At 71.9% G+C, this 19,524-nt stretch carries 26 protein-coding genes; all 26 read right to left on the reverse strand.

Translation table 11 applies throughout. From position 1 onward, the window contains the following. Positions 1-5: 5 nt before the first annotated feature. The 26 genes from ACFVQZ_RS33330 to ACFVQZ_RS33455 all read right to left on the reverse strand — a co-directional run bounded on the left by ACFVQZ_RS33330 (position 6) and on the right by ACFVQZ_RS33455 (position 19,465). Positions 6-947: an N-acetylmuramoyl-L-alanine amidase gene (locus tag ACFVQZ_RS33330; RefSeq protein ID WP_378234701.1), complete on the reverse strand. Its 942-nt coding sequence runs from the start codon at positions 945-947 to the stop codon at positions 6-8. After that, entirely contained in the window at positions 947-1,081 is a 135-nt protein-coding gene (locus tag ACFVQZ_RS33335) for a hypothetical protein (protein WP_275892131.1), read from the reverse strand. Before ACFVQZ_RS33335 ends, ACFVQZ_RS33330 begins: the two co-directional genes overlap by 1 nt. Before the next feature lie 80 nt (positions 1,082-1,161). Continuing rightward, positions 1,162-1,482 (reverse strand): hypothetical protein, encoded by a 321-nt coding sequence (locus ACFVQZ_RS33340; RefSeq protein ID WP_378234702.1) that lies wholly within the window; start codon positions 1,480-1,482, stop codon positions 1,162-1,164. An 11-nt stretch (positions 1,483-1,493) separates the two neighbouring features. After that, the gene (locus tag ACFVQZ_RS33345) at positions 1,494-1,931 is read right to left on the reverse strand and encodes a hypothetical protein (RefSeq protein WP_378234703.1); all 438 of its coding nucleotides are present in this window, start codon (positions 1,929-1,931) and stop codon (positions 1,494-1,496) included. Further along, complete coding sequence (locus ACFVQZ_RS33350; RefSeq protein WP_378234704.1) at positions 1,928-2,551, reverse strand: hypothetical protein; 624 nt, start codon at positions 2,549-2,551, stop codon at positions 1,928-1,930. The genes ACFVQZ_RS33345 and ACFVQZ_RS33350 overlap by 4 nt, the downstream gene beginning before the upstream one ends. Position 2,552: 1 nt before the next feature. Continuing rightward, positions 2,553-2,777, reverse strand: coding sequence for a hypothetical protein (locus ACFVQZ_RS33355; protein ID WP_378234705.1), 225 nt, complete (start codon positions 2,775-2,777; stop codon positions 2,553-2,555). Positions 2,778-2,785: 8 nt separating this feature from the next. Further along, entirely contained in the window at positions 2,786-3,601 is an 816-nt protein-coding gene (locus tag ACFVQZ_RS33360; protein ID WP_378234706.1) for a hypothetical protein, read from the reverse strand. Then, complete coding sequence (locus ACFVQZ_RS33365; protein WP_383628528.1) at positions 3,598-4,758, reverse strand: DUF5047 domain-containing protein; 1,161 nt, start codon at positions 4,756-4,758, stop codon at positions 3,598-3,600. The genes ACFVQZ_RS33360 and ACFVQZ_RS33365 overlap by 4 nt, the downstream gene beginning before the upstream one ends. Before the next feature lies 1 nt (position 4,759). Further along, positions 4,760-5,566, reverse strand: coding sequence for a hypothetical protein (locus tag ACFVQZ_RS33370; protein ID WP_378234708.1), 807 nt, complete (start codon positions 5,564-5,566; stop codon positions 4,760-4,762). A 2-nt stretch (positions 5,567-5,568) separates the two neighbouring features. Next, positions 5,569-9,159, reverse strand: coding sequence for a phage tail tape measure protein (locus tag ACFVQZ_RS33375; RefSeq protein WP_378234709.1), 3,591 nt, complete (start codon positions 9,157-9,159; stop codon positions 5,569-5,571). A 6-nt stretch (positions 9,160-9,165) separates the two neighbouring features. Continuing rightward, positions 9,166-9,471 carry a hypothetical protein gene (locus tag ACFVQZ_RS33380; RefSeq protein WP_383628530.1) on the reverse strand — a complete coding sequence of 102 codons (306 nt, stop codon included), beginning with the start codon at positions 9,469-9,471 and terminating at the stop codon, positions 9,166-9,168. Between the two features lie 26 nt (positions 9,472-9,497). After that, on the reverse strand, positions 9,498-9,974 hold the full coding sequence (locus ACFVQZ_RS33385) for a hypothetical protein (protein WP_378234710.1): 477 nt from the start codon (positions 9,972-9,974) through the stop codon (positions 9,498-9,500). Further along, on the reverse strand, positions 9,971-10,456 hold the full coding sequence (locus tag ACFVQZ_RS33390; protein WP_378234711.1) for a hypothetical protein: 486 nt from the start codon (positions 10,454-10,456) through the stop codon (positions 9,971-9,973). Before ACFVQZ_RS33390 ends, ACFVQZ_RS33385 begins: the two co-directional genes overlap by 4 nt. Positions 10,457-10,498: 42 nt before the next feature. After that, the gene (locus ACFVQZ_RS33395; RefSeq protein WP_378234712.1) at positions 10,499-10,756 is read right to left on the reverse strand and encodes a hypothetical protein; all 258 of its coding nucleotides are present in this window, start codon (positions 10,754-10,756) and stop codon (positions 10,499-10,501) included. 31 nt (positions 10,757-10,787) lie between these two features. Further along, positions 10,788-11,237, reverse strand: coding sequence for a hypothetical protein (locus ACFVQZ_RS33400; RefSeq protein ID WP_378234714.1), 450 nt, complete (start codon positions 11,235-11,237; stop codon positions 10,788-10,790). Continuing rightward, positions 11,234-11,686 carry a hypothetical protein gene (locus ACFVQZ_RS33405; RefSeq protein ID WP_378234715.1) on the reverse strand — a complete coding sequence of 151 codons (453 nt, stop codon included), beginning with the start codon at positions 11,684-11,686 and terminating at the stop codon, positions 11,234-11,236. The genes ACFVQZ_RS33400 and ACFVQZ_RS33405 overlap by 4 nt, the downstream gene beginning before the upstream one ends. Continuing rightward, a complete protein-coding gene (locus ACFVQZ_RS33410) occupies positions 11,686-12,252 on the reverse strand; it encodes a hypothetical protein (protein ID WP_378234716.1) in 567 nt (188 codons plus the stop codon). Before ACFVQZ_RS33410 ends, ACFVQZ_RS33405 begins: the two co-directional genes overlap by 1 nt. A 4-nt stretch (positions 12,253-12,256) precedes the next feature. Continuing rightward, the gene (locus tag ACFVQZ_RS33415) at positions 12,257-12,487 is read right to left on the reverse strand and encodes a hypothetical protein (protein WP_378234717.1); all 231 of its coding nucleotides are present in this window, start codon (positions 12,485-12,487) and stop codon (positions 12,257-12,259) included. An 85-nt stretch (positions 12,488-12,572) separates the two neighbouring features. Continuing rightward, positions 12,573-13,832 carry a phage major capsid protein gene (locus tag ACFVQZ_RS33420; RefSeq protein ID WP_378234718.1) on the reverse strand — a complete coding sequence of 420 codons (1,260 nt, stop codon included), beginning with the start codon at positions 13,830-13,832 and terminating at the stop codon, positions 12,573-12,575. A 54-nt stretch (positions 13,833-13,886) separates the two neighbouring features. Continuing rightward, positions 13,887-14,687, reverse strand: coding sequence for an HK97 family phage prohead protease (locus ACFVQZ_RS33425; RefSeq protein ID WP_378234720.1), 801 nt, complete (start codon positions 14,685-14,687; stop codon positions 13,887-13,889). Further along, on the reverse strand, positions 14,665-15,915 hold the full coding sequence (locus ACFVQZ_RS33430; protein ID WP_378234721.1) for a phage portal protein: 1,251 nt from the start codon (positions 15,913-15,915) through the stop codon (positions 14,665-14,667). Before ACFVQZ_RS33430 ends, ACFVQZ_RS33425 begins: the two co-directional genes overlap by 23 nt. Next, positions 15,912-16,088: a hypothetical protein gene (locus ACFVQZ_RS33435; protein WP_378234722.1), complete on the reverse strand. Its 177-nt coding sequence runs from the start codon at positions 16,086-16,088 to the stop codon at positions 15,912-15,914. Before ACFVQZ_RS33435 ends, ACFVQZ_RS33430 begins: the two co-directional genes overlap by 4 nt. Positions 16,089-16,098: 10 nt before the next feature. Next, entirely contained in the window at positions 16,099-17,568 is a 1,470-nt protein-coding gene (locus ACFVQZ_RS33440) for a terminase large subunit domain-containing protein (RefSeq protein WP_378234723.1), read from the reverse strand. A 52-nt stretch (positions 17,569-17,620) separates the two neighbouring features. After that, the gene (locus tag ACFVQZ_RS33445) at positions 17,621-18,148 is read right to left on the reverse strand and encodes a phage terminase small subunit P27 family (RefSeq protein ID WP_378234724.1); all 528 of its coding nucleotides are present in this window, start codon (positions 18,146-18,148) and stop codon (positions 17,621-17,623) included. A 185-nt stretch (positions 18,149-18,333) separates the two neighbouring features. After that, positions 18,334-18,516: a hypothetical protein gene (locus ACFVQZ_RS33450; RefSeq protein WP_378234725.1), complete on the reverse strand. Its 183-nt coding sequence runs from the start codon at positions 18,514-18,516 to the stop codon at positions 18,334-18,336. Positions 18,517-18,889: 373 nt separating this feature from the next. After that, positions 18,890-19,465 carry a hypothetical protein gene (locus ACFVQZ_RS33455; protein ID WP_378234726.1) on the reverse strand — a complete coding sequence of 192 codons (576 nt, stop codon included), beginning with the start codon at positions 19,463-19,465 and terminating at the stop codon, positions 18,890-18,892. Positions 19,466-19,524: the final 59 nt, after the last annotated feature.

The raw sequence follows: 19,524 nt of genomic DNA on the forward strand, positions 1-19,524 counted from the left end.
GTGGGTCAGCCCTTCTTGACGGTGACGGTGGTCTCGATGGACGCGATGCCGTCGGCGACGCCCTCGGCGACGAGCTGGCGCACGACGTCGGGGTCGGTGCCGGGGATCTTCGAGACGGCTTCGGTGACGGCCTTCTCGATCGCGATGCGGGTCGCAGCGTGCTCGGCGGGCTCGTACCGCTGGAAGTCGCCGGCCGTGATCTGCTGGGGCTGGCCCGCGGTGTCCTTGGCGAGGGTGTGCGGGAGCCGGTGGTCCCACACGTCTCCGGGGACGGCCGCGACGTCGGCGACGACGCGGTCGCCGTAGAAGAACACGGCGGCGAGGGCGTCGCGGATGGTGACGCTGCGCGTCTTGCCGTTCTGGGTGATGTCGAACCGTGCGTTCAGGAACGCGTTGAGGTCGGTGTTGGTCAGGGCCATGTCGTCTCCTCGGAGTACGGCCGCGACCTCGCGACGCATGCGCGCCATGTCCCAGTCGCGGATGTCGATCTTTCGGTCGGGGGCCCACTCGGAGTGGCCGCACACCATGTCGGGGCCGAAGCCGGACAGGTCGCAGAACGCGGCGTTGATGCGCGGGTAGGCCCACCGCTGGGCGTCGGTCCAGTCGCCGTCCCCGGCGGACTCGGCCTCGGTGCCCCACACGGAGTGGTTCCCGGTCAGGCCGCGCCAGCCGCCCTCGCCGGCGTGGTTCGCGCGCCCCGCGGCCACCACGACGGCGACGCCGGAGCGGGCGAGGAACACGTTCGCGAGCGGGCCGGGCAGGCCCGCGCGGCCGTCGCGCACGACCTTGAGCGAGGGCCGGTCCCCGGTGCGGGCACCGGCGGTCCAGTGGCAGACCGCGCCCTCGGGGTCGAAGTCCGCGCTGCCGCGGGTCTGCCACCCGTCGACGAGCTCGACGGTCAGCCCGCGGGCAGCGAGCGCCGCGGGGAGGCGGGTGATGCGGGGCATCAGTCGTCGTCCTGGTCGGGGTCGTAGGGGCGGGTCGGCACGGCGTCGTCCGCGGTCGCGGCGTCGCGCATGCGCCCGTCCCGCTCGCGCGACCAGTCGAGGTCGTCGCGCTCGGTGCTGGGGTCGGTGCTCACGGTGGTCCTCCTTCGGGGCATGGCGACGGCCCGGGCCGGGGAGTAGGCCGGTCCGGGCCGTCGAGCTGGTGGTGAGGGTGCTAGGCGCGGGGCCAGGGGGCGCGGCGGTCGAGCTCTTCGCGTGGGACGCCGAGCTCGAGGAGCCAGCCGCGCAGTGCGGAGGAGTGCTCGGCGTAGAGGCGGCGTTGCCGGTAGGCGTCATCGCGCTCGGTCTCTGCGGTGCGCAGCCGGGCGTAGGCGTCGTCGCGTTGGCGCACGAGGCCTGCGTTGCGGCCCCGCTCGCGCGAGGCCGCGCCCGACAGCCACGCCGTCAGGCCCTTGGTGATGGTGGGGACGAGTGCGCCGCCGCCGACTGCGACGATGAGCGCGGCCCAGGCCTGGGCGGTGGTGAGGTCGATCAAGGCCCCGCCTCTCAGTCGTGCCGGCGGGTGACGGGTGGTTCGGGGTCGTAGGCGTAGCGGCGGATCCGGAACCAGCGCACGGCGAGGAGCAGCGCGAGGATTGTCAGCGCGCCGGCTTGGGGCCACCGGTTGCCGTCGGGGATCGTGAGCTCGAGAACGACGGTGACCATGACCCAGACCGTGAGCCCGGTGCCGCAGGCGATGACCGCGGCCCGTTCGAGCCACCAGATCCCGGGCAAGGTCGCGAACACGCCGAGCGCGCCGCCGAGGATGAAGAAGGCAGCCCAGATCGTCGTGAGGAGCGGGCCGAGCTCGCCGGCCACCGACGACGGCGGGTCGACGAGCGCGGAGATCCCGACGCCGAGAGCGACGAGGTAGGCGACCCAGTGCAGGCAGGTCACGACCTTCGGCTCCTGCACCTTGCCCCACAGGGCGCGGGCGTGGCTCACGGGCCGACTCGCTCGGCCTGGACGAACGTGATCCCCGAGCCCGCGCCGGTGACGGTGAGCGGGTTGGTCGCCGAGGACTTGGCGTAGCCGAGGGCGATCGTCATGGGGCCGCCGGGGTGGTCGGTGATGAGCCACGCCGGGACGCCGGAGGCGAGGGAGCCGCCGGCGACGTCGTACCGGAAGCGGACCGTGGAGCTGCCGACGGTGATGAAGATGCGTCCGGGGATCGCGGTCGCGGCGTACAGGATCGCGGCGCCCTCGACGCGGTACCGGCCGGGCGGCAGGTTGGCGGTGCCGGACACGAGGACGGTGTCGCCGGTCGCGGAGAACGACTGGTCGGACGCGCTGGCGCGCTCGAACCTCGCGGTGGGCGCGTCGACCGCGTAGAGCACCCGCCACGGCAGCGTCCCGGCGAAGAGGGTCAGGCCGAGACCGTTGACCCACGCGAGTTGGCCGGTCGTCGGCGACGGGTACGCCGCGTCGCGCGCGGCGGTGTTGGAGAAGCGCGGCACGCCGCGGCTGATCATGGCGTACCAGATCAGGGCGACGTCGTCCGGGATCGCGGGCGGGTCGTCGTAGGTCGGCAGGTCGATGCCCTGGATCGTGTCGGGCGCGGGCATGTCAGGCCTCCTCGAGGGTCTGCGGCTCGGGGTAGTCCGCGGCGACCGCGACGACGTGCGTCGCGGTGATCACCACGGACTGGATCTCGTCGGGGTCGTATCCGAGGGCACGGATCACGTCCGAGGGCGGGGTGCTGGGGTCCACGGGGATCGGCTCCTGCGGTACCGGGACCGGTGATACGTCATCGGCGAGCACGAGCTCGCCGCCCCCTGCGATGTCGTCCACGCGGCCTCCTAGGCGGGTGGGGTATAGGTGATGGCGACGTCGGCGGGCCGGGCGTCGACGTTGAGCGCGTCCGCGGTCTGGTCGGACCAGATCGCGAGGCCGGTCACGGTCCCGGCGAGCCAGGCCGTGACGAGGCTGGAGGGCAGCGCGAGGCGGGCCGTCTCGCCCATCGCGACGGGCGGGAACCGGTACGGGCCGAACCCGCCCGGGAAGGACGGGGCGGCGGCCGGGGGCGGGGACCCTGGGGTGTAGGCGTGCCCGTACAGCACGGGCGAGACGAGCGCGGGCTCGGGCGCTCCGGTGCCGACGCGGCGCCACAGGGCCGACACCCCGGTGATCGTCGACCCGGACGGCACCCGCGCGGCGAGCGACCCGTAGTACCCGATCGTGGCGCGGTCGACCATCTGCTGAGCGACGGTCTCCCCGACGGCACCGATCGGCAGGATCTGACGACCCTGCGCCCAGCCTGTGAGCGGGCCCGGGTTGTCGTACCGGGTCCAGTCGCGCGGCAACGGACCGAAGTTCACGCGGCGGTCGAGGAACCAGCCCGACGTCGACGCGACGACGATCTCCTCGTCGGCCACCAGTGTCGGGGCCGCGGAGACCTTGCCCTGCACGACCCACGCCGACGTCGTCGGGATGACCAGCACCTGGTCCCCGACCGCCGGGACGTAGGCGGTCGCGTACTGCAAGGTCGGGGTCGTGGACCCGTCCGCGAACGTCACCGTGACGGTCGTCGACGCGATCGCGGTCACGACCCCGATCCGGGGTAGCGGGTTCCGGTGGGCGTCGATCATGCGGCGCACCGCGGCGGGGGACGTCATGCCACCTCCCCGAGGTCGCGCGTCGAGGCGCGGAAGGTCCCGCCAGCGACGAGCGGGATCGTGAGGTCGTCGACCACGTGCCGGCTGATCGTCTGGACGACCCGCTCGTGGTCCGTCACGACGTCGACCACGTCCCCGCCCTCGAGCGCGTCCAGCGGCACCGACGTCAGGTCCAGCGTCGTGCCCGCGCCGACGACCTTCGCGAGCTGCGCCCACGCGACCCGCTGACACTGCCTCGACGACGTCAGGGACGGGATCGCCATGAACCGCGTCTTGCGGCCCCACGCCCCCGTGGACGGGTCCCCGAACCGCGTCGGCGACGTCGGGGACGTGTCCGTCGCGACGCCGCGCACCGGGGCGTCCGCGCCCGCGGGCGTGCTGCCCGTGACCACGAACCTGTTCGACACGGGGTCGCGGGTGCGGCGCCCGGCCGCGTCCAGCAGCACCCCACCGGGCCCCGCCTGGAACCGCCACACCGGCGAGCTCGCGAGGGTGGGGGCGTCGGCGATCACGAAGCGGCCCGTCGGGTCGGCGTAGGCGACGCACCCGATCGACTCGGCCAGGCGCGCCACACCCTCGTCCCACCGGTCGCGCTCCACCACGGTCGGACCCACCCGCCGGTCCTGGCGCGTGGTGACCGCGACCTCCGCCGCGGAGAACGACTCCAGGATCAGGTCCCGGATGATCGCGACCGCCGACGGCCCGGCCAGCGTTCGCGGCGCCGCGAAACGGTCGTCGATCACCCACGCCTCCCGGGAGACACCCGAGACCCGCACCCCCGTGCGGCTCAGGAGCGACCCGGCCGCTTCGTCGACGCGGAACACCCCGAGCGGAACCCACTCCGTCCTGCCGCCGGCGTACACGAGCCCGGAGCGGACCGTGATCTCCTGCCCGTCTGTCCCCAGCGGCTCGACCCCGGTCCGGGTGACCGGGAGCGCCGGCTCGTCGCGGAACAGTGCACCAGGCAGACGGGGCGCGATCGTTAGGTCGCAGGTGCGGCGCACGTGCGACCGCGAGGACACCGTGATGCTCCCGCCCGTCACGGGCAGCGCACGACCCCCGTACAGCGGCACGCCGCCCTTGGTGACGGTCGCGCGGAAGATCTTCTGGTGCGGGCGGGGCACCGCGCTGCGGTACGCGTCAGAGACCGCCCACACGTCACACCCCCTGCTGCACGTCGAAGTACGTCGCGTTGCCCGCCAGCACGTCGGCGTAGGTCGCGTAGGTCTGGCGCACCGTCTCGTAGGTCGTGCCCGTGTACCCCTGCCCCTCTCCCGCCGGCGCGGACGTCGCGGTGAGCGCGAGGTCAGTGACGCGGTAGGGCTCTTCGTCGCTGCGGAGCTGGGCCGGGTTGGAGCGGGACTTCACCGCGACGTAGTAGTAGCCCGACGGGATTTCTTCCGGCTGCCCGGACTGGATGAGCAGAACCCGCTCCGCGCGCAGGAGCGCGTCGAGCCGGGCCGTCTCCGCGGCGGACTCCGTCGCGACCTCGATCGTCAGCTGGTCGGTGTCGACACCCGACCACTGGGGCACCGATCCGCCGCCGGGCACCTGGTACACGCCGCCCTGCGTCGGGGACGAACGGTCCCCGACGCCGCGGAACACGGCGCGGCACGTGAGCTGGGGGCGCCCGGGCGCCTTTAGCCACAGGCCCCACAGCGCGCCGACTGTCTCGACGACGACCGACGCGGTCGCGACGATCTCGCCGCCCTCGCTGTACCCCGTGACCGTGTACGTGCACGAGGTGTCCATCGGCGCCGCGTCGTCCACGCCGAGCCACCACCCGCCGGCCGCGCGCACGGTGTTCGCCGTGCGCACGGGCTCGGTCGCCACGCCCGCCGACGCGCGCGTGATCAGCAGCCAGGACACCGGGTCCGGCCACATCCCGCCATCGACCGTGAGCCGCACGAGGTTCTGCCCAGCGTCGAACGCGGCCTCAAGGATCCCGTCCGGAGACGTCGGCATGCTCACCACTCCCCGGTGTACTCGGCCGCACGATCCTGCGCAGCGCCGTTCGCCCCGATCATGGCGCCAGCGCCCCGCGCGAACGCCGCGGCCAGGACAGCGACCTGAGCGTCGGTGAACTGCGCCGTCGCGGTGACGGCGACCGCGGCCTGCGGGGGCGGCGCCCACTGCGCAGGGCTGGCGGCGTACTGAGCCGCCGGTGCGGAAGGGTTCTGGTTCCGCTTCGCGATGTCGTACCCGAACCGGTTCGCGACCTCGGCGAAGATCTCCTCCGAGCGCGTGCGCTTGAACGGGGACAGCGGGATGTACGCCTCGCCCCCGGTCTCCGGCTCTCCCCAGACCCGCCACGACCCGGCCGGCGCAATCTGCGCGACATGGTTCTCCGACCCGTTCGCGAAGTAGTCGACGACACCACCGTTGGCCTGGGCCATCGAGTTGTACCCGACCTGGTTGATCTGCGTGCCCTGCTTCGCGTCGAAGTAGATCGGGATGCGGCGGCCGTTGAACTCCTGCACGAACGCGGTGACCGTCGACCGGGCGGACGACGTGTCCGCGCCGACGTCGATCGCCGCGCCCTGGCCGTCAACCCAGTTCGTGAGCGTGACCGTCGTCGCCCGACCGGACGCGTCGTTCCCGCGGATCACGACCGTTCCCGACGAGGCGTCGACCGTGGACTTGTAGTCCTTGAGGGTCGTGATCGCCTTGCCGTCGTTCCCGAAGATAGTGACGGTGCCGTCGGCCTCGTTGATCTGCGCGGTGACGTCATCGAGCGTCCGCATCGACTCCTGGTCGTCCGCGTAGATCGTGACCATGCCGTCCGAGGAGTCGATCTCCGCGAGCAGCGTCTGCAGCTGCGCCGCGGCGTCCGACCCGTCGAGCGCGACGGTGATGTCGTACTCGCCGGGGACGTTCTCCTCGAGCGCATACCCGAGCCGCGCTGCAGCGTCCGCAACCGTCGTCTCTCCAGCCGCGAGCGCCGCTTTCAGCGACTCGGCGGCGGCCTCGCCGTGGTCGGCCATGACCCGCTCGAGGAGTGGCCTGGCCTTCTCGGCTTCGAGTACCCAGTTGGTGTGCGCGTCCGCCATCGCGAGGGTCCCGAGGCGATCGAACTCCTGGAGCTGCTCGACCGATCCGTCGACGAGTGCCTGCACGAGCGGTGCACCCTCCGGCCCGAGCCGCGCGAGGTAGTCCAGCGTGCCGTCGCTGACCTGCCCGACGAGGGAGAGCATGTTGCTCTTCCACGCGGCCTGCGCCTCGGCCTGGCGCTGCAGCTCGGCGAGGTACTCGTCGAGGTTGACCTTGACGTCGGTGACGTAGTTCTTCCAGGCGTCGCCCTCCTCGCCGCGTGCCTCTGCGGTCTTGCGCGCGGCCTCTTCGTCGGCGGCCTTGCGGTCCTCGAGCATCGACGTGTAGGTGCCGTTGATGTCGACGAACCCGGCTGCTGCTTCCGACCACGCGTCGCGCTGGGCCTGGACGGCCTTGAGGAGCTCCTCGTAGGCCTCCTTCGTCATGCCGAGCGTCGCGGCGTGGGTCGCCATCTGCTCGTCCGCCGCGGCCACCGCGGCCTCGACCTCCTGCTGGGTGAGCACGAGGTCGCCCGTCGCGAGCTTGAGCAGCGTCGTCTCGTCCATCGAGAGCTTCGCCGCGGACGCCTGCGCGATGAGCGCGTCACGGTAGGCGGGCATCGTCTTGAGCAGGTCCGACGTCGCTTCCTCGGTCCCGCCCGCCTCGTCCGCGAGCGCCTTGAACGACTTCTGCGCGGTGGTGAGGTCGCCGCTGGTCGCGAGGGAAGCGATCGAGTCTCCGACTTCGTCGAGCCGGGTCTTGAGCTCGCCCCACTTCGCGGTGTCGTCGCCGAAGAACCGGGTGACGGTGACGCCGGCGTCGCTGATGCTCGCGCCGAGCGACTTCCATGCGCCGGGCTCGGCCATGTCGTGCAGGAACGCGGCGAAGTCCTTGCCGCGCTGCAGGTCGGAGTCCTTGGGGACGAGGTCGCCGAAGAGGTCGCCGACGACGTCCTTGGACGAGGCGAGGCCGCGGACGCGCTCTTCCATCTCGGCGGCGCCGAGGGAGACGTCCTTCGTGGTCGCGGCGCTGACGATGGCGAGCGCGGCCAGGGCTGCACCGGCGATGCCTGCGGCCTTGGAGACGCGTCCGAGGGTGGTCGTGGTGCGGGGCAGCTCGCGGTTGAGGACTGCGAGGGAGGCGCGGGCGGCGGCGATGCGCGGGGGCAGCATGAGGAACGCGGCCCCGGCGACGCCCGCGGCCGCGGCGACGCCGCCGAGGATCGTGACGCTGTCCTTGACGGGCTGGGGCAGGGCCGCGAACCAGCCGAGGAGATCGGCGACGGCGTCGGCGGTGTTCGCGAGGGCGGGCAGCAGGACTTCGCCGAGCTCGATCCCGACCTCGCTGAGCTGGTTCTTCGCGATCGACACGCGCGACTGGGTCGTGGCGTACCGCTTCCCGGCCTCCTCGACGAGGGCGTTGTTCTCCTCCCACGCAGTGTTCGCGATGTCGAGGCTCTCGGTGAGCAGGTCGCCGGACCCGGCGAGGCGCAGCAGGGTGTCGCGGATCCGTTCGCCGGTGAAGCCCAGGTCGGTGAGGGTGCCGAATACGTCGCCGCCGGAGTCATTCATGCGACCGAGGCCGGTGGTGAACGCGTCGAGCGCGACGGCGGGCCGTTCGCGCCAGGCGGCGGCGAACTGCTCGGCGGTCATGCCGGACACGGACGCGAACGCTTCGAGGTCGCGCCCTCCGGCGCGCACGGTGTTCGCGAGCTTCGTGATGACCATCGACATGGCGGTGCCGCCGGCCTCGGCCTCGATCCCGACGGACGACATGGCGTTCGCGATCGCGAGCATGTCGGCTTCGGAGATCCGCGCGACCCGGGAGGCGCCGGCCAGGCGCAGGCCGAGGTTCATGATGTCGCGCTCGGTGGACGCGCCGTTGTTGCCGAGGGCGACGAGCGTCGCGCCGAGCCGGGACACGTCCGCGGGCGCGGTCTGCATGATGTTCATCAGCTGCGCGAGCGCGGTCGCGGCCTCGTCGCTGGTGAGGTTCGTCGCCTCGCCGAGGTCGATCATGACCTTCGTGAACCCGACGACATCGGCGCTCTTGACGCCGAGCTGCCCGGCCGCCTCGGCGACGGCCGCGATCTCGGCGTGCGAGGCGGGCAGGACCTTCGTGAGGTCGCGCAGACCCTGCTCGAGCGCGGGCAGCTGCTCCTCGGTCGCGTCGGTCGTCTTCACGACCCCCGCCCACGCAGACTCCCAGTCCGAGGCGGCCTTCGCGGCGAACCCGAGACCGGTCACGATCGCCGCGGACCCGGCGAGAAGGACCTTGCCCGTCGCGTCGTAGGCGTCCTGCTTCTCCCGCTCCGCCTTCGCGACCGCGTCCGCGAGCGCCTGCTGGCGGGCCTCGTCCTCGCGCTGGGCAGAGCCCTGCGCCGTGGCGAGGGCGCGGAACTTGCGGTCGGCGGCCTCCTGCTCGCGCAGCATGCGCTTGGTCGCGAGGGAGACCTTGTCAGCGCCGTCGACGTAGGTCTTCGGGTTCATCGAGACGTTGACGTTGACGTCGCGGGGGTTGGTCGACACGGTGTCTCACCCCCTTGGTCTGTTGGCCTCGATCTCGGCTTGGCAGCGGGGGCACGTCTTCGCGGTGCCGGCGGCGAGGTGGACGTGCGCGCCGGGGACCTTCGCGTCGTCGGTGTTGCGTGCGCGTTCGAGCTGGACGCAGTCGGAGCACACGTCGATGTGGGGGTGACGAGGTGGCTCGTCGGGGTGGTGACCGCATGAGCGGCAGCGGCGGGCCTCGTAGCTCTGCCAGGCCAGAGCGGCGTCCTGGTCGGTCTCGTCCCAGGCGAGGAAGGTGGTGAGGGGGATTCCTCGCGGCCCGCAGTAGGCCATGCGGGCCGCGAGGAGACCGTCCTGGCTCAGCCTTTTGGGGTGCCGGGCCGGGGTCGGGAGAGGTTGAGGTCGAGCAGGTCGCGGTACAGGCCGTCGCGCTCGCCGAGGGCCCAGGACCCGCCGTCGAGCTGCTCGGACCACCACGACTCGTCCTGCAGGTCGGGATCGGCCGCGCACGCGGCGGCGAGGACGGGCAGGATCGTCGACTCGACGACCCTGCCGTCCTCTCCGGTGTGCTCGGACATGATTCGCTCGGCGTCGTCGGGGGCCAGGGCCTGGAAGACGACGTCCTCGCGGGTCGCCGCGAGCGCCGCCTCGGCGGCGTCCACGGCGTCCTGCGCGGCCTGCTTGACCTCGGGGGTGGTGTCCTCGCCGAGCGACGCGACGAGCAGGGCGCGCCGCGCGGACTCGGCGTCGGCCCGCTGGGTCGTGTCGTCCTCGACCTGGACGGGGACGACGAGGGTGCGGCGTCGCTTCGCGGCGAGCCGGTCGCGCAGGCTCATGCGGCGGCCGGGAGGGGGACGTCCTCGAACGGCGGCTTCTTGATCGCGAAGCCGATCGTCAGCTGGAACGCCTGGTCGCCCGTGGAGCGGACCTTGCCGACCGAGGCGACCTCGATCGGGAAGATGTCGCAGGGCTGGTCCTCGACGTCCCCGCCGTCGGCGAAGATCAGGAAGCCCTTCGTGCCGCGCGGCAGGACCTTGCGGGCGTCGTCGCCGGTGAGGTCGGCGTAGACGGTGAGCGTCGAGTTGTCGGCCTGGGTGCGGCCGGTGATCGTCGAGACGAACCGGTTCCCGAGGTCGGGGGTGTTGATCTGGCTGGACGCGACGTTCCAGCCGGACATGTCCGCGATCTCGTTCGTGAGGTCCGTCGCAGCGGTGATCTCGGCGCGGGTGATCGCGGCAGGGTTGGCGATCGCGAGGGCGAACAGCACCTTCGAGATCTCCGGCTGGAAGAACCGGTCGGTGGCGGGCAGCGCAACCATGTTCAGCTCCTTGCTTCTCGGTGGGAGGACGTGGCCCGCGGCCTAGGCGTCCGGGGTGGCCGGCGGGGCCGCCGGGGTCTTGGGCTTGCCCGCCCGGGCCGCCTTCGGGGCGGTCTCCGCGGGCGGTTCGTCGGGCGCGGGCTCCTCGCCCGGCTCGCCGTCGCTGGTCGGCTGGTCGGCGCCGGGCTCGGGGAGCGGGCCGGGCTTCCAGCCGGAGCGCTCCCAGATCGGGACGGCGCGCTCGTCGACGGTGACCTCCTGCTCGAGGCCGGGGTGGTGGATCTTCGCGGGCTTGCGCATGGCGCTCTCCTCGGTTCGGTGTTGGGACCGGTCAGGCGAGGCCCGCGCGGCGCGCGGCCTCGTTGACGGCCTCGACGGCCGCCTCGATCACGTAGTGCTGCCCCATCCGGACGGCGGGCAGGAGGTACGGGCGGGCGCGCTGGTCGACCCAGTAGTCGCCGCCGAACACGGGGTGGCGGAACGAGTTGTCGAGCATCCCCTCGTAGACGCGGGCGTGCGGCGCGACGGCGAGCGAGGCGCGGATCCGGACCCCGGGTCGCCGCTCGGCGAATGACACGACGAGCGACAGGGAGTGCGGGATCCGTGAGGACCAGGACGAGGCGCGCATCGCCGCGTCGCGCAGGATCTGCTGGCCCGCGGTGCGCAGTAGCGGGCGGGCCTGACGCTGGAACTCCTTGGGGATCTGCGTGATCTGCTTGTGCAGCAGCCGGACGTCGGCGTAGTCGATGCCGGTGCCGTAGGCGCTGGCGTCCTGGCTCACAGCAGGCTCGTGCCGTCGATCTCGAACAGGACCGCGAGGGTCGCGCCCTTCGGGGACAGGACCGGGATCCACTCGAGGTCCGCCCCGAGCAGCGCGCGGTCCCACACGCCGGGGCGGCGCGCGTCGTCCGCGAGCGCCTCGGAGATCTTGCCGAGCAGGGTCCCGGCGCGGTCACGCAGCGGCTTGACGTCGTTCTCCCCGGTGACGAGCGACAGGAGGCACCGCACGGTGATCTCCTCGCGCAGCCGAGGTCGGCCGAGGCCTTCCTGACGGCGCACGCCGACGGTGTAGCCGGGGCGGTCGGGTCCCTCGGTGAGGCCGACGCACATCGCTTCGTCGGCGAGCTCGCCGATGTATGCGCCGTCGGTGACCTGGATCCCGGTGACGTCGGCCAGGAGCTCGACCAGGGCGTCGATCGCCTCGGGGACGCGGGTCGTGGCGGGCAGCATCAGGCGATCCCGGGGAGCTTCGCGAACGGCTCGATGAGCTGGGCAGCGCGGCGCGGGATCGCGAACCCGCGCAGGTGGCCGTCGCCGTCGGACGCTGCCTGGCCCATCATCGCGCCGCGGGGTCCCTCGCGGGATCCGCGCTGGGTCTCCCACAGGTGCTCGCCGATGATCTTCACGGCCATGCGCAGCGACGCCTTGTCCTGCACGGTGCGGTACGTGACGTGCCACGAGCCCTTCGTCGCGCGCGGGATCTCGACGATGCCCGACAGGTGGTTGACGTCGGTGTTCTCGTTGATCGTCACCGTGCTGCCGTGTGGGTCGACGACGGCGGTGACCGACTCGAGGTGCGTCGCGCCGAGCACGAGGGAGCGGCCCGTCGCGTAGACGCGCTCGGTGCGCGTGGCGTCCCCGAGCGGCCCGACCTTCTCCTCGACGCTCTCGAGCGCGGCGTCGAGGGTCTCCTGCAGCTTCGTCTTCCACTTGTCGTCCGTCGCGTAGGACGGCGCGTTGATGTGGTTCGCGAACTCGGAGAGCGTGACGAACGGGCCGCTCGGGGACTCGGGCATGGGACTACTCGCCCTTACCGTCGGCGGTCGCGTCGACGTCGGCGACGAGCGCGACGTACCCGGCCGTCTGGTCGGGCGTACCGTCGGCGCGCAGCGACGGGACCGCGACGACGTCGCGCGCGGCCTCCGGGGTCTGCACCACCGGGGCGGTGTCCTCGGGCGTGGCGGGCGCCGTGGCGGCGTCCTCCGGCGTCTGGGGCGCCTTCGCGGCGGTGGTGCGCTTCGTTCCGGTCATGACGGGGTCCTTCCTCGTGCGTGGTGGTGGTGCTGGGTGGAGCTCGCGGGGGCGGGGGCGGGGCTCACCCCGCCCCCGCGAATGGTCACGCGCCCTGGACCGTGAGGACGGCGGCCGCGGAGGTGTCCTGGACGATGCCGTCCAGGCGCTGGAAGCCGAGGAACCCGACCTGCAGGAACTCGGCGTAGCGCTCCGCGAGACGCAGCGTCTGGGCGCCGTTCACGATGCGGGCGACGTAGGCGGCCTTGAGGTCGCCGAACACGATCGGCTTCGCGTCCGCGGCGAAGACCGGGAGCGAGTTGTCGATCGTGTAGGCGTAGCCGTTGATCGTGGACGGCACGCCGCCCGCGATCGCCGGGACCCAGAGCGGGCGGCCCTGGGTGTCCTTGATCTTGCGCAGCTCGCGCAGCGCGCTGTCGGACAGGGCGTACCGGACGGTCGGGCTCTGCCGGTAGGCGGGGTCGACGGTGTGCTCGAGGTCGACGAGGTCGTCGTAGCCGACCTTGCCCGCAGTGGCGGACTCGACACCCTGCGTGAGCCCGGTGACCAGGCCCTGGGGCTGGCCGGTGCCGGTGCCGGTGGCGAAGTGCGCGGCCCCGGCGCGGCCGATGCGCTCGCCGAGCTTGACCGGGAGCCACGCGTTCAGGTTGAACGCGGAGTCCTGCAGGAGCTGGATCGAGACCCGCACCAGCTTCGAGGTGTACATGTACGCGCCGAGCTGGCCCTGGTCGAACGTGAGGTCCTGCTCGGTGACGGCGGTGTTCTCCGCGAGGATCGCGCCGACGTTCCCCGTGTCGTTGTTCGTCGGCCAGACGATCTCGGCGCCCGTGGCGGTGTTGATCACGTCGACCACGGACAGGATGCCGCCGAACGCCTTGAGCGTCTCGATCATCCGCGCGAGGAACTCCTGCGGGACGGTGTAGCCGCCAGCCGCCGGGGTGCCCGCCGCCTGCGCGCGGCCCTCGCTGGTGGGGACGAAGCCCTGACGGAGCAGCTTCTGCTCGTCCGGCGCGATGCCCGACATGCCGTCGCGCAGGTAGTGGTCGAACGCGGTGCGGTACTCGTCCGAGATGTCGTCGGGCTCGCCCGCGCCCGAGATCGGGTTCGTCGAGCGGGCGGACGGCGCGGGCGCGTCCATGACGGCCCGGATGCGCTCGGTGCGCTCCTCCTCCTCGATCTCGCGTCCGAGACGCTCGACGTCGTCGAGGGAGCGGGTGTACGTCTCGCCGTCCTCGTCGGTCGGCTCGTACCCGGCGCGCTCACGGCGCGCCTGGATGTCCTGGGCCTGCGACCAGGCGTTCGCGCGCTCCTCGCGCAGCCGACGCAGGCGGGCGTTGTCCGTCATGGTGGTTCCTTCCGGGCTGGGCCGCATGCGGCCGGTGAGTGTGGGGTGGGGCTGCTACCGCTGCGGGAGCCGGTAGCGGATCGCGAGCGCGCGGGCACGCTCGTCCTGCCTCTCGAAGCCCCGGGTGGTCTCAGCCGGCGCGGGGTCGCTGGTGGTGTCCCGGGTGGCGTCGGCCGGCGCGGGACGGGCCTCCTCCGAGGCGGGAGGAGAGTTGGTGGGCAGCCCGCGCGCGGCGCGGACCTCGTCGGCCATCTTGCGAAGACCGGCGTCGGTGTCCTCGTAGGCGGGGAACGTCACCGCGGACACCTCGAGCAATCGCACCTCGGTGATCGTGCGCAGGTAGGCCGTCTCGGTCGTCGTCTTGCCGTCGGGCTCGGTCACCTCGACCTCGACCTCGGTCCACTCGTCGCGCACGACGTAGAACCCGAAGCTCATGCCCGTGATGCGGCGCTTCTCGAGGTTGCGGGTCAGGTCGCGGACGTAGGACAGCTCGTCGTCGAGGTCGGAGTCGACCGCGAGCCCGACGGAGTCCGTGGAAAGGCGCAGGTCTCCGGCCGAGACCCGGGCGACGAGCAGGCGCGTGTCGTGGTCGACGAGGAACCGGGCGTCGCCCTCGGCGAGGGTCTTGTCGAACGCGCCAGTCGCGATCTCCTCGTAGAACCCCCACTTGAGCGGGTTCCCGATCGCGGTCCGCGAGTTGAACACCGCGGCGTGCCCGGTGAACCGGCGCGGCTCGTCGTCGGATTCGGCACGCACGAGGCGTGCGTCGGTGTCCGCGAGCGCCCGCGTGCGCCGCTCGAGCAGGGTGCTCGCCCCCGCGGCGCGTGCGGTCTCACGCGTCAGCGTCGTCGTCATCGTCGCCTCCTGGCTGGTCGTCGTCGCCGGCGCGCGCGTTCGCGTTCGCGGGCTCGTTGTACGGGCGGTAGGGCTCGTCGCCCCACGGCACGGGCGGGAGGTCCTCGAGCTCGCGGGGCTCGTTCGGCGTGAGCCAGCCGTGCTGGATGCCGGAGGCGTAGAACGCGGCCCGAGCGCGCGAGTCGCCGCGCAGAAGGCCCTCGACCTTGAACTCGGCCTTCTGCACCTCGGGGTCGATGACCTCGCGGGCGACGCGCTGCTCGATGCGGTTGAAGTACGGCTTGAGCGTGATGACGACGAACGCGATGAACTGCTGCTCCATGCCCGAGCCCCAGGCCGTGGACTTCTCCTGGTCGTTGATGATCCAGCCGGGCACGCCGAAGATCCGGGCGATCTCGGTCGTCTGGAACTTGCGGGTCTCGAGGAACTGCGCGTCGACGGGGTTCATCGTGAGCTGTTCCCACTTGGCGCCCTTGTCGAGGATCGCGACCTCGTAGGCGTTGTCCGTGCCGGCGAGCTTCGCGCGCCACCGGTCCTTGAGGATCGTGGCCTTCTCGTTGTCGAGCGAGTCCGCGGTGGTGATGAACCCCGAGGTGAGGAAGCCCTTCTCGTACAGGCGTGCTGCGAGCTTCTCGGCCTCGGTCGCCAGGCCAAACGTGCGGCGCATGTTCCCGATCACGGACATGCCCTGGACCCCGTCCAGGGACAGGTTCGGGATGTGCAGGACGTCGTGCTCGGTGAGCGGGTCGTCGCGGCGGCCGTCGACGACGAACGCCTTGGTGTAGAGCAGGCCGAGGTCGGTGCCGTCCTCGACGTGGATCGTGACGCGGGCGGGGTGGATCGGCTGCAGGTCGATCAGACGCCCGTCGGCGGTGTAGATCTTGCGCAGGAACGCGTTGCCCCACAGGGCGATGTGCGCGACGACCGTCTCCCACATCTCGAACGGCGTGGTGCCCGCTCGCCGCTTCGCGAGGGCCGGGACCACGATCTGCTGCGAGGTCGCCCGGTCGCGAACCTGCAGCGGGCACCCGGCAACTCCCGAGGACAGGATCTGCACGCAGCGCAGCGCAGCGCCGATCCGCATCGGGTCCGCGATGCGCTCCCCGCCCCACAGCTGCGTCGGGTCGTCCAGCTGGGACAGCAGCGCGCCGCCGGTCAGCGGCTGGGACGGGTCCTCGAGCGAGAACCCGCGGGCGGCCATGCTCGCGAGCGCCGACAGGGCCCTCACGGCTTCGCGCCCTTCGTCTCCGGCGCCTTGTCGCCGCGGCCGCCGACCTCGGTGAGCACGGCGAGCGCGACGAGCACGACCCCGAGCGTGAGCAGCGCCCACCAGATGCCGGCGAGGCCGCCGATGCCCAGCACGATCGCGGCCAGGCCGACGAGGAAGAGCGCTACCGCCACGGGTCCCCCTTCACCAGATGTTCGGGCCGTCGTCCGGCTTCTGCGAGGCCCACCACAGGGCCCGATCGAGCGTGAAGATGGCCGTCACCGCGCCGTCGATGCGACGCGGGGAGTCGGGGTTCTCCTTGACGATGCGGGCGAAGCCCTGCGACGTCGGCTTCGGGGTCGCGTCGCGGATGTGCCGGGCCAGGACCGGGTCGCCGTCGTGCGTGGCGAGCTTCGAGACGACGTGCTCGTAGAACTTCTGTGTCGCCTTGCCCATGCGCTCCGGGGTCTGGGGGTACCCCTCGACGGGAACGCCCTCCTCGGCGAGCTCCGTTGCGGCGTCCTGCCACAGGAACTCGTCCCACGGCGACTCGACGACGTCCCAGCGGGTGTTTGCCTCACGGACCGCGTTCTTCACCTCGGCGCGCGGGATGCGCCACGCCGGGTCGAACGGGTCGCGCTCCCAGATCCCGACCACGAAGATGTGCGGCCGCTCCTCGACCGTCACACCGATCAGCGCCGTCGTGTCCCCGGTCTTGGACCCGTCAAACCCAATCACGACGCGGGTGCCGTCGGGCGGCCCGCCCGGGTACCGGTCGCGGTCGGAGATCGACTCCCACGCGCCGTGCGGGAGCCAGACCTTGCCGGAGGCCACCCACTGGTTCGTGCGCTTGATCCGGAACTCGTTCTCCTGCGTGCGGCGCACGACCGACAGGAAGTCAGCCTCCGCGACGAGGTCACCGTAGGCGGGGTTGGACTCACGCCACGTCGCGGGCGAGTCGTGCGGCGCCTGGACCCCAGCGCGCGGCTCCCACCACGCCATGAAGAACGTGGGGTCGTCGATGATCTTCTGCGCGACCTCGACGCCGTGCTGGTACAGCGCGTAGCAGATCGAGTCCAGGCCGGTGCGGTCGGTGCGCACCCCCGCGGTGGTGATCGCGACCATGAGCGGCTCGGGCCGGGCGCCCTGGGCGAGCTGCATGACGTTCCACAGCTCGCGGTTCGGCTGGACGTGGAGCTCGTCGAACAGCACGAGCGAGGGGTTGAGCCCCTCCTTGGTGTACGCCTCGGCCGAGACCGCCTTGTAGACCGTGCCCGTCGCGGGCACCTCGAGCACCTTCGAGTAGACCTTGATGACGTCAGACAGGTGCGGGTCCATCTCGACCATCCGCTTCGCGGTCTTGAAGATGATCGACGCCTGCTCCTTGTCGCCGGCGCACGAGTAGATCTCGCCACCGAGCGGACCGAGGAGCAGATTCCCGACGGCCAGGCCCGCGCCGATCTCCGACTTGCCGTTCTTGCGCGGGATCCCGACCAGCGCGGTGCGGTGCTTGAGGTACCCGTCCGCGCGGCGGGCCCACACGCGTCGCAGGAGCTGACGCTGCCAGGGGCGCATCCGCAGCAGCTCGCCTACGCCGCCGGCGAGGGAGTCCTTCGTGATCCGGCACGTCGCGTCGATCAGGTCCGCGTACAGGTCGCCGTCGCCGCGGCGCATTTCGGCGGGCGTGACCGGCGTCAGCCACCGCGGACGCGGGCCCGCCCAGGGGTTAGCGGCCACCGGACGCCGTCCGGCCGCGGTTCGCGGCGCGCTCGAGGATCGCGGTCAGCGGGTTCTCCGACTGCGGCTTCACCTCGGCCACGCCGAGCGAGCCGCGCGATGACGGGGTCAGGCCGCACTCGCGCTCGAGCTGCAGGATCTGCGCCGCCGTCGCGCGCAGCTGAGTCAGCAGCGGGTTCGGCCGGAGCTGGCCCTGGGAGCCTGTGACGTAGAACCCCTGGTCCGCGAGCGCCTTCGTCATCCCGGCGTAGAGGTCCTCGGCCTCGCACAGGCGCGTGATGACGTCGATGTCCGTCGAGGGCGAGAGCCACGACGCGTCGCGCCAGATCCGTTCCCAGCGCACCGCGCCGGGGCCGTCCTCCTGGACCGTGGCCGGGACCTCGGGCAGACGGCCCTCGACGCCGCGCAGCGTGACGACGTTCTCCGGCTCGGGCAGCGGGCGGCCGCCGGAGTCCCGCCCAGCCGAGCGGCCCTTGCGGCGACGCTCCTCGAGCGGGGTCTTCGGCGGACCGGGCACCGTCGCTCACCCCGCTCCGCGACGCCGACCGAACCGGCCTAGAACAATCCGAATCGGGACAAAAAACGCGCCAACCTGAGCGTGCGTGCGTGCCTTGGGCGCGGGTCAGGCGAGGTGGTCTCCGGCCCGACTTTTTGCCCACCCCCGGGTGGCTATGTCCGATTTTGCGGACGGTCAGACGATGGTCACGCGCCCGTGCGGCGCCACCCGTAGTTGCACCGTCGGCAGTGCGGGCCGATGCCGTCGGCCAGGCTGCCGCCGTCGCGGATCGCGACGAGGTGACCACCGGTCGCCGGGTTGTCCTCGGTGAAGGGCTCCTCGCAGATCGAGCAGTGCGTCGCCTCAGCGAGGACCGCGGCTCGCTCCACCTGATAGGCGTGGCCGTAGCCTCGCTCGGTCGTCGTGCCGCGCCGCGAGCGCGTGCAGCTCGAGCAGCGAGAGCGGACACCGGGACGACCGCAGTCGATGCACGGCACGTGCACCTCCCGTGGCGGAAGAGTTGAGACCGACGACGTCGGGCCGCTCGACGCGCAGGGCCCGGACCAGGGGCCGTCGGTCAGCACCGCGTCACCGCGGACGGCCTGCACCCGAACCGATCCGGCCCGGGCAGCACAAAGGCCCGCCTCCGACGGAGAGCGGGCCCTTGGAGCCACTACGACTCACTGAAGCACACAGTAGTCCCCAGACCAGCGAGAACGCCAGTCAGACGGGGGTAGACGTGTCACCCGAGATGGCAGGTGGCTACGGTTCAGGGCTGTCCCACAGATCGAGCGCCTCGGCACGGTCGAGCCGAGTTTGCAGTTCGCTGTGCTGGGCTTGCGCGGCTCTGAGCTCGTTAAGCGTCTTGCTGAGCCTCTGGTACGCGTCCAGCTCTTCGACGTCGTCGAAGTGGGCATGAGGCATCGCGGCACGCTGATGCTCGTCGAACCAGTTGTTCCACGTGAAGGTCGGCTGGAGCGACTCTGCCATCGCCTTGGCGACGTGGCGGAGAAGGTCGAGCCGGAAGTCCGCGATGAGTTGATGCGAGGCATCGATTCTCTCGAGGGTGATCCTCGCCGAAGCGTCCTCTGCGACCCGAGCGGCGTTCGCGCGCACGGTGCCCTTGAGCCGCTTCACGCCGTCAGCGTCGAGCGTCTTGGCCACGACGGGGAACTCCTCGAAGTACCTGCGTGCCTGGTTCAGCATCGCGGGTTCGACGGCCGCGACGAACTCGCGACGCCACGACGAGATGCAGTCACGGACGTCCGACTCGCGTTCGGTGATCTGCTGCTGCGCGTCGGCGACTGCGTCGCGGAGCTCTTGAGTGTTCTCAGTCATGTCGTGATCCTAAATGTGGGCTACGACACGCCGGTTCGCCCGTGAAGTTCAACGTGCGT

Source organism: Streptomyces sp. NPDC057854 (assembly GCF_042797055.1).
In the GTDB taxonomy this organism is placed as follows: Bacteria; Actinomycetota; Actinomycetes; order Streptomycetales; family Streptomycetaceae; genus Streptomyces.